Annotated in this window: 13 protein-coding genes; 8 read left to right on the forward strand and 5 right to left on the reverse strand. The window is 32.6% G+C overall.

All coding sequences use genetic code 11. From position 1 onward, the window contains the following. Position 1: 1 nt before the first annotated feature. Positions 2 to 1,279, forward strand: a complete 1,278-nt coding sequence (locus tag NSU06_RS01785) for a hydroxymethylglutaryl-CoA reductase, degradative (protein ID WP_049379274.1) — start codon at positions 2 to 4, stop codon at positions 1,277 to 1,279. A 73-nt stretch (positions 1,280 to 1,352) separates the two neighbouring features. On the opposite strand, the gene NSU06_RS01790 is transcribed toward NSU06_RS01785, so the two are convergent. Both NSU06_RS01790 and NSU06_RS01795 read right to left on the reverse strand, forming a co-directional pair. Further along, positions 1,353 to 1,787, reverse strand: coding sequence for a CHAP domain-containing protein (locus NSU06_RS01790; protein WP_048762252.1), 435 nt, complete (start codon positions 1,785 to 1,787; stop codon positions 1,353 to 1,355). Between the two features lie 216 nt (positions 1,788 to 2,003). After that, a complete protein-coding gene (locus NSU06_RS01795) occupies positions 2,004 to 2,219 on the reverse strand; it encodes a sterile alpha motif-like domain-containing protein (protein WP_002454831.1) in 216 nt (71 codons plus the stop codon). Positions 2,220 to 2,443: 224 nt separating this feature from the next. Here NSU06_RS01795 and cidR point away from each other — a divergent pair, with 224 nt between their 5' ends. The 5 genes from cidR (at position 2,444) to ptsG (ending at position 8,694) form a co-directional block, all read left to right on the forward strand. Next, positions 2,444 to 3,328 carry a cidABC operon transcriptional activator CidR gene (gene cidR, locus NSU06_RS01800; RefSeq protein ID WP_017175071.1) on the forward strand — a complete coding sequence of 295 codons (885 nt, stop codon included), beginning with the start codon at positions 2,444 to 2,446 and terminating at the stop codon, positions 3,326 to 3,328. A gap of 201 nt (positions 3,329 to 3,529) precedes the next feature. Then, the gene (locus tag NSU06_RS01805) at positions 3,530 to 3,919 is read left to right on the forward strand and encodes a CidA/LrgA family protein (protein WP_048762250.1); all 390 of its coding nucleotides are present in this window, start codon (positions 3,530 to 3,532) and stop codon (positions 3,917 to 3,919) included. 2 nt (positions 3,920 to 3,921) lie between these two features. Continuing rightward, positions 3,922 to 4,608, forward strand: a complete 687-nt coding sequence (locus NSU06_RS01810) for an LrgB family protein (RefSeq protein ID WP_002449420.1) — start codon at positions 3,922 to 3,924, stop codon at positions 4,606 to 4,608. Positions 4,609 to 4,657: 49 nt separating this feature from the next. Further along, positions 4,658 to 6,397 carry a pyruvate oxidase gene (locus tag NSU06_RS01815; RefSeq protein ID WP_048762249.1) on the forward strand — a complete coding sequence of 580 codons (1,740 nt, stop codon included), beginning with the start codon at positions 4,658 to 4,660 and terminating at the stop codon, positions 6,395 to 6,397. 269 nt (positions 6,398 to 6,666) lie between these two features. Beyond that, positions 6,667 to 8,694, forward strand: a complete 2,028-nt coding sequence (ptsG, locus tag NSU06_RS01820; protein WP_017175068.1) for a glucose-specific PTS transporter subunit IIBC — start codon at positions 6,667 to 6,669, stop codon at positions 8,692 to 8,694. A 174-nt stretch (positions 8,695 to 8,868) separates the two neighbouring features. On the opposite strand, the gene NSU06_RS01825 is transcribed toward ptsG, so the two are convergent. Then, positions 8,869 to 9,921: a zinc-dependent alcohol dehydrogenase family protein gene (locus tag NSU06_RS01825; protein WP_048762247.1), complete on the reverse strand. Its 1,053-nt coding sequence runs from the start codon at positions 9,919 to 9,921 to the stop codon at positions 8,869 to 8,871. Between the two features lie 206 nt (positions 9,922 to 10,127). On the opposite strand from NSU06_RS01825, the gene NSU06_RS01830 reads away from it, so the two are divergent. Further along, positions 10,128 to 10,454, forward strand: a complete 327-nt coding sequence (locus NSU06_RS01830; protein ID WP_017175066.1) for a thioredoxin family protein — start codon at positions 10,128 to 10,130, stop codon at positions 10,452 to 10,454. A gap of 54 nt (positions 10,455 to 10,508) precedes the next feature. On the opposite strand, the gene NSU06_RS01835 is transcribed toward NSU06_RS01830, so the two are convergent. Continuing rightward, the gene (locus tag NSU06_RS01835; RefSeq protein ID WP_340779209.1) at positions 10,509 to 11,471 is read right to left on the reverse strand and encodes an L-lactate dehydrogenase; all 963 of its coding nucleotides are present in this window, start codon (positions 11,469 to 11,471) and stop codon (positions 10,509 to 10,511) included. A gap of 161 nt (positions 11,472 to 11,632) precedes the next feature. On the opposite strand from NSU06_RS01835, the gene NSU06_RS01840 reads away from it, so the two are divergent. Next, positions 11,633 to 12,610: an alpha/beta hydrolase fold domain-containing protein gene (locus NSU06_RS01840; protein WP_048762244.1), complete on the forward strand. Its 978-nt coding sequence runs from the start codon at positions 11,633 to 11,635 to the stop codon at positions 12,608 to 12,610. Positions 12,611 to 12,891: 281 nt separating this feature from the next. Here NSU06_RS01840 and NSU06_RS01845 read toward each other — a convergent pair whose 3' ends face one another. Then, positions 12,892 to 13,197: a hypothetical protein gene (locus NSU06_RS01845; protein WP_048762467.1), complete on the reverse strand. Its 306-nt coding sequence runs from the start codon at positions 13,195 to 13,197 to the stop codon at positions 12,892 to 12,894. Positions 13,198 to 13,299 lie beyond the last annotated feature (102 nt).

Below are 13,299 nucleotides of genomic sequence, written 5' to 3' on the forward strand. Positions count from 1 at the left end.
TATGAAAAGTTTAGATAAAAACTTTCGTCATTTATCAAGAGAAGATAAATTAAAACAATTAGTAGACTACGGGTGGTTAGATAAAACGAATTATCAAACATTATTAAGCAATCCAGTTATTGATGAGGAAGTGGCAAACAGTCTCATCGAAAATGTCATTGGCCAAGGCACATTACCAGTTGGATTATTACCTAAAATTATTGTAGATGAGAAAGAATATGTGGTACCTATGATGGTTGAAGAGCCATCAGTTGTTGCTGCTGCGAGTTATGGATCGAAACTTGTTAACCAAACTGGAGGATTTAAAACGATAAAAAGTGAACGCTTGATGATCGGACAAATCGTATTTGATGATGTTAAAGATACAGAAGACTTAACACAACGTATTCAAAAACAAGAAAACCAAATTAAACGTATTGCAGATGAAGCCTATCCTTCTATCATCCATCGTGGAGGTGGTTATCGTGGTATTGACATAGATGCATTTCCTAATGAACAGTTATTGTCTCTTAAAGTATTTGTTGATACTAAAGATGCGATGGGTGCAAATATGCTTAATACCATTTTAGAAGCAGTGACAGCCTATCTAAAAAATGAGTTAACAGATCAAGAGATATTAATAAGTATCTTATCTAATCATGCAACGTCTTCTGTTGTAAGGGTAGAAGGTGAGATTGATATCAATGATTTAAATCGCGGCGATTATTCTGGTGAAGAAGTAGCTAAGAGAATGGAACGTGCGTCAGTGCTTGCACAAGTCGATATTCATCGGGCAGCAACACATAACAAAGGAGTCATGAATGGAATTCATGCCGTTGTTCTAGCTACAGGTAATGATACACGAGGTGCTGAAGCAAGTGCGCATGCTTATGCTGCACGCGATGGTCAGTATAGAGGTATTGCTACGTGGAAATATGATGAAGCCCGAGGACGTCTTGTGGGCACAATTGAAGTACCGATGACTTTAGCCATTGTTGGCGGAGGAACGAAAGTATTACCAGTTGCGAAAGCGTCTTTAGACTTACTCAACGTTGAGTCTGCTAGAGAATTAGGACATGTAGTAGCTGCAGTAGGTTTAGCACAGAACTTTTCAGCTTGTAGAGCCCTTGTTTCAGAAGGTATTCAAAAAGGACATATGAGTTTGCAATATAAATCATTAGCGATTGTTGTAGGCGCTAAAGGTGAAGAAATTTCAAAAGTTGCTGAGCAACTCAAACAAGAACCTAAAGCGAATACTGAAGCGGCTGAACGCATTTTAAAATCAATACGCCAATCTTAAAAATAAGCCATGAGAATTTAGAAATGGAAGAGATTCCATCACTAAACTTTCATGGCTTATTATGTTGTGTCAATTAATAAATGTAATTGTAATTACGCGCAGCAGATGCACTAATATAACGCGTACTGTATGCTAGTGGACGGTTATAATTATATTCTGAAACAAGAATCTTTCCATTACTGTAAACACGTTCAACGATGGCAACATGACCGTAATATCCTGCAGTTGATTGCATAATAGCATAGCGTTTAGGCTTATGTCCTGTTCTATAACCAGCACGTTGAGCTCTATAGTACCAGTTTTTTGCATTGCCCCATTGATTTGAAACAGGTTTACCTAATTGAACACGGCGTTTATATGCCCACCAAGTACATTGATATTTATTATAATAGTTATAACCAGCTGCTTTAGAAGTATGTGTATGTTCAACATTTTGATATGTATAAGTGCCAGTAAAAATAATTGTCGTAGCTAATATTAGACGTAAAATGAATGTTTTAATTTTCATTAAGTTCTCCTCAAAAATTAAATAATTTAAAATCTAAAATAATAATATTATTTAAAAAGTTGTAATACAATATAAGAAATGAATTATACAAATAACTGTAATACTTCTGAAATATACGTAATATATTGTAGCTAAATTTGTGCATAAAAAAGACGCCACAAGGGCGCCTTAGTGAGATGATACTTCCATGTAATGTATAACTACATTTTGTTGAAATCATACATCTGTGAATTGGTTAAAAACAGCTAATGCTCTTTTAACACTAGTCACTGGTATGTTTTCAAGACACGGATTTGTTCGAAAATATAGCAATATTTCGTTTTGGCTCTTCACGTCTTTAGGAAAAGTGTTATCTTGATTAATCCAATTTACCAATTCACCTAATGGTGTGTCATCGCCTATAAAATTTTGCATAAATTCGTAAAAGCTCAATTCATCACCTCATATTTGTTTGAGCCGATTTTGATTATAACATTTTTTGTAATTTGAAAATATAGTTTTGTTTATATGAAAAATAATTTATTTATAAATATTATTTTTCCATAAAGTATACATATTTGAGTAAGTTATCGAATGAATTCAAAATCTAATGAATTTACATTTTTCTTACAAAAATAATGTATAATAAAAAAAGAATTTTTTAAGAAGGTGAGCAATTGGATATCAAGCATATGAAATATTTTATGGAAGTTGTGAATCAAGGTGGTATGACGAATGCTTCTAAATCTTTATATATTGCTCAACCAACTATAAGTAAAGCAATAAAAGATATTGAAAATGAATTAGACATGCCTTTATTCGATCGACAAAAGCGTTATTTAGTTCTTACAGATGCAGGAAAAGTGTTTTATAAAAAATGTGAAGAGATTTTAGCATTATATGATAATATTCCAAATGAAATTAATGGCTTGCTTGGTTTAGAAACAGGCCATATTAATATTGGAATGTCAGCAGTGATGGATATGCAACAATTTATTAATATTTTAGCGGAGTTTCATAAATTATATCCAAACGTTACCTATAGTCTTAATGAAAGTGGGGGTAAATCGATTGAAAATCGTTTGGTTAACGATCAAATAGACATTGGCATTACGACCATTCCTATAGATGAGAACACATTTGATTATGTGTCTTTATATAGTGAAGATTTAAGACTTATAGTGAGTGAAGAACATCAGTTAGCTAAGCGTTCATCTGTTACTATGGCTGACTTGAAAAATGAAGATTTTATATTATTCAATGAGGACTTTTATCTTAATGATAAAATTATAGCTGCTGCAAAAAATGCTGGTTTTATCCCAAATACAGTGTCCAATGTATCACAATGGAATTTCATTGAATATTTAGTAATAGCACGATTAGGCGTTAGTATTTTACCAGAACATATTGCCAAGATGTTAAAAGATGAGATTAAAAGTATAAAAATTGAAGACTCAGGTATGAGCTGGGAACTTGGAGCAATTTGGAAAAAAGATAAACTTTTAAGTTATGCAACGTCTAAATGGATAAAATTTATGACTGAGAGATTGGAAAACAAGTAAACGGTTCATTTTTATAAATAGTGAAAAACCTTAACGTAGGTTCTCTCACTATTTTTTATTTTTAAAACGGTTCCATAGAAAATAACTATAAGTTATATATAAAATCAATATTTTTATAATCTGTCAATATAGATTACAATTTTGAATATAGACTAAAAAATCGCTGTAACAAATTCGACAAATTTATGGAGGTCAGTCGTTTTGAAAAAAGCATTAAATATTATAGAGATTATTCTTCAAATCGTATTGGTGGTAGTGATTAGTATTATAGGTTCACTGCTACAAAAATGGCTACATATACCATTAGCAGGAAGTATTATCGGTATGATATTATTTTATATTTTATTACATTTTCAAATTATTCGCGTTGAATGGGTTTCTAAAGGAGCCGACTTCTTATTAACCACAATGGTCTTCTTCTTTATTCCTTCAGTTGTAGGAATTATGGATATTGTTTCTAATATCACTACAAGTTATATTATTTTCTTCCTCTTGATTATTATTGGTACAAGCTGTGTGGCACTTGTTTCTGGATTTATTGCTGAAACAATGTCTAAGAAAAAACCTCATACTAAGAAAGGAAATCATTAAAAATGGATATATTAAAAGGCGTTTTAATGATATTATTAACTGTTGTAATGTATAAACTTGCTCAAATATTACAACGTAAATATAATAACCCATTATTGAATCCAGCATTAATCGGTTCACTTGGAATAATTATTGTTTTACTTTTAACACGTCAAAACTATCACGATTACATGATTGGCGGTCAATGGATTAACCATCTATTAAATGCCACTGTTGTATGTCTTGCTTATCCACTTTATAAAAATAAAGATAAGATTGTAGAAAATATTGGGGTCATTTTTTCAAGCGTCATGGCTGGCGTGATATTGAATTTTGTGTTAGTGTTTAGTTCGTTAAAGTTATTAGGTTACTCAGAAGAAACAATCGTAACTATACTACCTAGATCAATTACAGCTGCTGTAGGAATTGAAGTCTCTCAAGAACTTGGAGGTACAGATACGATTACAGTACTGTTTATCATTACTACTGGATTGATAGGTAGTATGATGGGTTCAATGCTACTTAAGGTTGGTCAATTTAAAACATCAATCGCGAGAGGTTTAACATATGGAAATGCATCACATGCTTTTGGAACTGCAAAAGCGTTAGAACACGACATCGAATCTGGCGCATTTAGCTCAATTGGAATGATTTTAACAGCAGTTATTAGTTCAATTCTTATTCCAATTATGATTAAGTTGTTTTACTAAAGGGAATACAGAAACAAATTGTATATTTAGGAAAGGGGCTATTTAATCAATGGCGAAGATTAAAGCAAATGAAGCATTAGTTAAAGCATTACAAGCTTGGGATATTGATCACTTATGGGGTATTCCAGGTGACTCAGTTGATGCAGTAGTAGATAATTTAAGAACAGTTAGAGATACTTTCAAATTTTATCATGTACGTCATGAAGAAGTTGCAAGCTTATCAGCTGCAGCATATACAAAGTTAACAGGTAAAATCGGTGTAGCTTTAAGTATTGGTGGACCTGGGGTTGTTCACTTATTAAATGGTATGTATGACGCTAAAATGGACCGTGTACCTCAACTTATTATTACAGGTCAAACGAATAGTACATTATTAGGTACAAAATTCTTCCAAGAAACTAACATTTCTAAAATGGTTGACGACGTAGCAGTATTCCATCATCAAGTTCAAAAAGGTGATGACTTATTTGAAATTACAAACGAAGCGATTCGTACTGCATATGAAAAAAATGGTGTAGCAGTTATTATTTGTCCAAATGATCTATTAACTCAAAAAATTAAAGACACTACAAATCGTCCAGTAGATACGTCTAGACCAGTGTTACCAACACCATCTTATCGTAGCATTAAAAAAGCTGCTAAATTAATTAACAAAAGTAAAAAACCAGTTATGCTTGTTGGGGTAGGTGCAAAAAATGCTTCAACTGAATTACAAGACTTCATTGAAGCAGCTAAAATCCCTGTAATTCATACATTACCAGCTAAAACTGTTTTACCTGATTCACATCCATACAGTGTGGGTAACTTAGGTAAAATTGGTACAAAAACGTCTTACCAAACTATTCAAGATGCTGATTTATTAATCATGGCTGGTACTAACTTCCCTTATGCAAATTACTTACCTAAGAAAAATATTAAAGCGATTCAAATCGACACAAATCCAAACGTAATTGGTGAACGTTTCGATATTAATGTTGGTATTGTTGGTGACGTTAAATTAGCATTCCATCAATTAACTGAAGCAATCAAACCAGTACCTCATCGTTCATTCTTAGACAAAACGTTAAAACGTAAAGCTGTATGGGATAAATGGATGGAAAAAGACATGAATAATACAAGTGCTCCAATTCGTCCAGAACGTTTAATGAAAGCTATCAATGATTACAGTAAAGATGACGCTGTATACTCAATCGATGTTGGTACTTCAACTGTTTGGGGTACACGTTACTTAGACTTAAATGTTAATAATAAATTTATTATCTCAGCATGGTTAGGTACAATGGGTTGCGGTCTTCCAGGTGCTCTTGCTTCTAATATTGCTTACCCAGGTCGTCAAGCAATTGCAATTACTGGTGACGGTGCATTCCAAATGGTAATGCAAGACTTCGCAACTGCTGTTCAATACGATTTACCAATGACAATTTTCGTATTAAATAACAAACAATTATCATTCATCAAATATGAACAACAAGCTGCTGGTGAATTAGAATATGCCATCGACTTCTCTGATATGGATCATGCTAAATTCGCTGAAGCTGCTGGTGGTAAAGGTTATGTATTAAAAGACCCTAACCGTATTGATGAAATTGTTGAAGCAGCATTAAATGAAAATGTACCAACTGTTGTTGATGTACATGTTGATCCAAACGCTGCGCCATTACCAGGTCAAATCGTTAACGAAGAAGCATATGGTTATGGTAAATGGGCTTACAGATCTATCACAGAAGACAAAGAATTTGACTTCGATAAAGTACCACCAATCTCTGTAGCTGCTAAACGTTTCTTATAAGACATAGATTCGAAACACTGACGAAAGTAATGCTTTTGTCAGTGTTTTTTTATGAATATTTAAATTAAAAAAATGTAAAATATTAGTAAAAAAGATATTGAAAACGCTTTATATTATAGGTATAATTAAATTGTTAAAAAAGAACTGCGTGTTACTATTCGATTAGGCATGAGCAGATAAGCTATCATTATTTTTGTCATAAATGATGGGCTTATTTGGTCATGCTTTTTTAATGCGTAAAAAAGATATATTGAAAGGATTGAATCAAAATGTTTAAAAAGCTATTTGGACAATTGCAACGTATTGGTAAAGCATTGATGTTACCTGTGGCAATTTTGCCTGCAGCTGGATTATTACTAGCAATTGGAACAGCTTTTCAAGGTGAAGCATTACAGCATTATCTTCCATTTATTAAAAATGGAGTAATTCAAAATATTGCTAACATGATGACAGGTGCTGGTGGTATTATTTTTGATAACTTACCTATCATTTTTGCACTCGGTGTAGCAATAGGACTAGCAGGTGGAGATGGTGTAGCAGCCATTGCAGCTTTTGTCGGATTTATTATTATGAATAAAACAATGGGAGCATTCTTAAATGTTACGCCAGCACAATTGGAAGACCCATCTAAAGGATTCGCAAATGTTTTAGGCATACCTACACTTCAAACTGGAGTGTTTGGTGGGATTATTATAGGGGCTCTAGCAGCTTGGTGTTATAACAAATTTTATAATATTTCCTTACCATCGTATTTAGGGTTCTTTGCGGGTAAACGTTTTGTGCCGATTATGATGGCAACGACATCGTTTATTTTAGCTTTCCCAATGGCTTGGATTTGGCCATTCATTCAAAATGGATTAAATGCATTTAGTACAGGTTTGTTAGAATCTAATACTGGATTGGCAGTATTCTTATTTGGATTTATTAAACGATTACTTATTCCATTTGGTTTACATCATATTTTCCATGCGCCATTCTGGTTTGAATTTGGTTCTTGGAAAAATGCAGCTGGAGAAATTATTCGAGGAGATCAACGTATTTTTATTGAGCAAATACGTGAAGGTGTTCATTTAACTTCAGGTAAATTCATGCAAGGTGAATTTCCTGTTATGATGTTTGGATTACCAGCAGCAGCATTAGCAATTTATCAAACAGCTAAACCTGAGAATAAAAAGGTAGTTGGAGGTTTGATGTTATCAGCAGCTTTAACATCATTCTTAACTGGTATTACTGAACCGTTAGAATTTTCATTCTTATTCGTAGCACCATTATTATTCTTTATTCATGCAGTACTTGATGGATTATCATTTTTAACACTTTATCTACTACATTTACATCTAGGATATACATTCTCTGGAGGATTCATAGATTTTGTTTTATTAGGTATTCTTCCAAATAAAACACCATGGTGGTTAGTGATTCCAGTAGGATTAGTTTACGCTGTTATTTATTATGTTGTATTTAGATTCTTAATTGTTAAATTCAACTTTAAAACGCCAGGTCGTGAAGATAAACAAGCCTCTGTAGCTAATACATCTGCAAGTAAATTACCTTTTGATGTGTTAGATGCAATGGGCGGTAAAGAAAATATCAAGCATTTAGATGCTTGTATTACACGTTTACGTGTTGAAGTCAATGATAAGTCTAAAGTAGACGTTGAAGGACTAAAAGCTCTTGGTGCTTCAGGGGTGCTTGAAGTAGGAAATAATATGCAAGCTATTTTTGGTCCTAAATCAGATCAAATTAAACATGATATGGCACGCATTATGAATGGAGACATCACAAAACCTAGTGAAACCACTGTGACTGAAGATACATCAGATGAGCCAGTACAGTTGGAAGAGGTAAAAGAAACGGATATCTATGCACCAGGTACGGGTCATATCATCCCATTATCTGAAGTACCAGATAAAGTATTCTCAGAAAAAATGATGGGTGACGGTATTGGATTTGTTCCTGAAAAAGGCGAAATTGTAGCACCATTTGATGGTACAGTTAAAACGATTTTCCCAACGAAACATGCCATCGGTTTAGAATCTGATACAGGAATTGAAGTATTAATTCATATTGGTATCGATACAGTGAAATTGAATGGTGAAGGCTTCGAAAGTTTAGTTGATGTCAATGAACCTGTTACACAAGGTCAACCATTAATGAAGATTAATTTAGCATACTTAAAAGAACATGCGCCAAGTGTTGTCACACCAGTGATTATTACAAATCAAGATGATAAAACATTAACATTCGATGATGTTGATTCAGTAGATCCTGGTAAGCGTATTATGACAATTAAATAATAAAACAAGCCTGGGACATCATATGTGTCTCAGGCATTTTTAATGTATTGGCGGTCGATGACTGAATTGAAAAGGTGTTGTCTTAAGGTTTTCAATGCTAGTTCTCTTTGCTATAGTAGGGCGACGAATTCAAAAAGAAATCTTTCTCTTTTATTTTTTATTTAATACACAACATTATTTAGTTATATCATTCTCAATTAATAATTTGATTGCTTTATGATCTGTAGCATTTCTAAATAAGTCATAAGCATTTTCAATTTCGCTTAATTTACTATAATGTGTCACGAGTTGTTCAGGTTGAATGATTTTAGATTTGAGTGCTTCCAACAATTCTTCAGTGGTATTAGCAGAAACTAAACCAGTTGTAACGTTGATATTTTTAATCCATAATTTTTCGATATCAAATTGAACGGGTAAGCCGTGAACACCAACATTAGCAATTGTTCCATCGACGCCAATCAACTTTTGACATAAATCAAATGTTGCTGGAATACCAACTGCTTCAATAGCAACATCGACGCCACGATGATTGATATCTTTGATTTGTTTAATTGCTTCATTCACATGACTAGAATTAATTGTATGAGTCGCTCCAAATTTTTTGGCTGTAGCTAAACGATGATCATCTAAATCAATCATAATTATTTTTGAAGGTGAGTAGAATTGAGCAGTTAATAAAGAAGCTAATCCAACTGGTCCAGCACCTACAATAGCAACAGTGCTACCAGGTTTTACTTTTCCTTTTAATACACCAATTTCATAACCAGTCGGTAAAATATCTGAAAGCATCACGAGTGCTTCATCAGGTAAAGAAGTAGGAGCATGATATAAAGAATTATCTGCAAAAGGGACTTTCACATATTCTGCTTGCGTACCATCAACAAGATGACCTAATATCCATCCACCTCCATTTTCACAATGAGCATAGATACCTTTTTTACAGTAATAACATTTGCCACAAGATGAGATACAAGACACAATGACTTTATCGCCGACTTTGAAGTTATTGACATTCGAACCAACAGATTCAACAATACCAATACCTTCGTGACCTAATGTAGTATATTGAGGAACTTCAGGTGTGTCTCCTTTAATAATATGTAAGTCAGTACCACAAATTGTTGTTTTGACCATTCTAATAATAGCGTCAGTACTTTCCGTAACAACTGGTTTTTCTTTATCGACGAGCTTAGCTACGCCAGGTTTTTCATAGATGTAAGCTTTCATGTTGATTCCTCCAATATAAATTGTGAATTATTTCACAAACATTATAACATTAATTTAATAAGATGTATTCTATTTTGAAGAGAAAATCATTGAACTATTGTTGAACGTATTTAACAAGAGGATTTAGATGAAAAAATAAGTGTAACATCGTAAAATAAGTATGTATAAGAGAACGAGACCGTTAAATTAAATAAGTAGGTGAAAATATGACTAAAAATATTGAAAGTATAGAACAATTTCATCAATTTATTCAAACGCATCGATTAGTAGTGATTCATGTTATGCGGAATCATTGTTCAGTATGTCATGCGGTATTGCCACAAATTGAAGATATCGTCAATGATTATTCTAAAGTCCATTTTGCTGTTATCAATCAATCTAATGTAGAAGCTATTGCGGGAGAACTATCTATATTTACTGTTCCAGTGGATTTAATATTTTTGGACGGAAAAGAAATGCATCGACAAGCGCGTTTTATTGATATGCAAGATTTTGAGCACCAATTAAGTTTAATGCATGAGAGTTTAAAATAAGTTAAGAAAGCCTAAACACGATAAATGAATTGTTGTGTTTAGGCTCTTTTATTACTATTTATTTAAAATTGATTCAATGAGAGCATCAGCACGTTGTTGATGCTCTAAAATAATATGACTTGATTGTTTGAAACGAGTAAGTTCATCTTCTTCCAATTTCAGTTCAATGACACGATCAGCACCATTACCGTTAATCACTGTTGGCGTTCCAATATAAAGGTCATTTAGTCCATATTCACCTTCAAGATAACTTGAAACATTCATAATCACATTTTTATTAAATAAAATAGCTTCTACAATACGTACTAAACTTAATGATATACCAAAGTTTGTAGTACCTTTTCGAACGTAAATATCATATCCCACTTGAGTGGTTTGCGAAGCGATAGATTGTTTGAACGTGGTTTGGTCTACTCCTTTATTCAGTAAATCAAGGACAGGTTCACCGGCAATTTGAGCATGAGACCAAACAGCTACTTGAGAATCGCCGTGTTCGCCAATAACAGGCGCATAGACATTTTGTGGTGCCACATCAAACGTGCGACTTAAGAAAAATTCGAAGCGAGCTGTATCTAATGAAGTTCCTGATCCAATAATTTTATTCTTAGGAAATTGAGACACACGTTTTATAACATAACTCATAATATCGACTGGATTAGATGGAAGTACAAAATAACCATCGAAACCATGAGCAATGACTTTTTGAATCATAGGCACAAAGATATTCACATTATCTTCTAATAATTTTAAACGTGTGTCACCTTTATCTAATTTTGCACTTGCACAGATCACGACGATATCAGCATCACTACAATCACTATACGAACCAAGATGTACATCTACAAACTTATCACCAAAAGGTGTAGCATGATTTAAATCCCATACATCTGCTTTTGCTTTATCTTCATCAATATCAATAATAGCTAGTTCATCGACTAGTCCTTTAGCTACAACTGTATGTGCAAACGCAGAACCTACGAATCCACTACCAATCAGCACAATTTTATTTCTTTTCATTCAGCATAACCTACTTTCTAAAATAGAATAAAAATTCTGATAATTATATTTAGAATAGCACTTATCACTACTTTTTTAAATATTTAAAAGTTGAATAAGCGATTTACTAAAATATAACGACTCTGAGGTATATAATAATATAGAGTATAGGAGGTCAAAAGATGAAAAAACGATTATTAACCGTAGCGACATCTGCAATTCTTGGAACTTTAGCTTACATTAAAGTAAAAGAAAAACGCAGTTATCAAAGCTTTATTACTGAAAAATATATTCGTATGTCTGGAATGAAAAAAACATTTGAAAATACGAATGATGCTAAAAAAGCATTAGAGGAAGTTAAACCTTTAACAGCTGGTAAATATGATGGGACGGATTATGAATTTAAACATCGTGCGCATACTAGAAGTATTAATGGATCTGTCACATATATTGTTAATGATAAAAGAGAACCTCATCAAGATGTTGTGCTTTACATTCATGGTGGTGCTTGGTTCCAAGATCCATTAGATAATCATTTTGATTTTATTGATCAACTTGCAGGAGAATTGGATGCACGAGTGATTATGCCTGTTTATCCTAAAGTACCTCACAGAGACTATCGAACAACATTTGAATTACTAAAAAATATTTATCAAAAAGAAATATTGGAAGTTGAAAATCCGCAACATATGACGATAATGGGAGATTCAGCAGGCGGTCAAATCGCTTTATCATTTGCACAATATCTTAAAAAAGAAACACAATTACCACAACCAGGACATATTGTGATGCTGTCTCCAGTTCTTGATGCAACATTTAATAATCCTGAAGCTAAAAAATATGAAAAAGTAGATCCTATGCTAGGAATTGAAGGAAGTAAATATTTCATTCAATTATGGTCTGGTGATACGCCAATAGAAGACTATAAAATATCGCCAATTAACGGAGATTTAGAGGGTCTTGGTCGTATATCTATTTTTATAGGCACAAAAGAAACGTTATATCCAGATGCATTAAAGCTCTCTAAAATGTTAAATGATAAAGGAATTGAACATGATTTTACACCTGGTTATAACTTATTCCATATTTATCCTATTTTCCCATTACCAGAACGTCAAAAGTTCTTTACACAACTGAAAAATATAATGGGAAAAGATTAAATACTAGTTTGAACATTGGTGTTATTTTTAAAAGCACTCGAATAAAGAATAAAACATCTATGATAGCACATATGACTAGGCTGTTTTTTTAAAAAGATAATAATAAAATAATGAGTAAAATGAATATCATTCTAAGAATTTGAAATGCATTGAAAATCGAATGTTTAGGTTGTAAAATTTCAGCAAAATTCAATAAAAACATGTCACTTATTAATAGTCTAGCAGTAAGTAACATATTAATTCGCATTTTATATAAACATAAAAACAGATACTAACTTGTATTATTCTCTAGAGTTAGTATCTGTTTCTTTATATTCAGTATTAATAGTATCGTTATGTGAAGATAGGGCATCTTCTTTTTCTATTTCAGTAAAATTTGAAGTCGAATGTGGTGATTTGTTTTTATTGATTGTCTCGTGAGAAGATTGAGAACTGTTGTTGATATAACGATGATCAGTATCTAATACAGAATTACTCATGTCATTTCCTTGTAGACTGCCAATCAAAATAAAGATGAGATAACTAGAACAAGCCAGTAAAACTAAAGAAAGATAAATGCCAACTGCAATTTTAACAGGTTTAGCCATAGATTTATCCATTTATGTCCTCCTAGAGTCATAGCAATGTTTACTTATAAACTAACATGAGAGTTTTAAGTAAATGTAAATAAGAAGTAAATATTTATCGAT

This window comes from Staphylococcus sp. FSL W8-1270 (genome assembly GCF_038007165.1).
In the GTDB taxonomy this organism is placed as follows: domain Bacteria; phylum Bacillota; class Bacilli; order Staphylococcales; family Staphylococcaceae; genus Staphylococcus; species Staphylococcus hominis.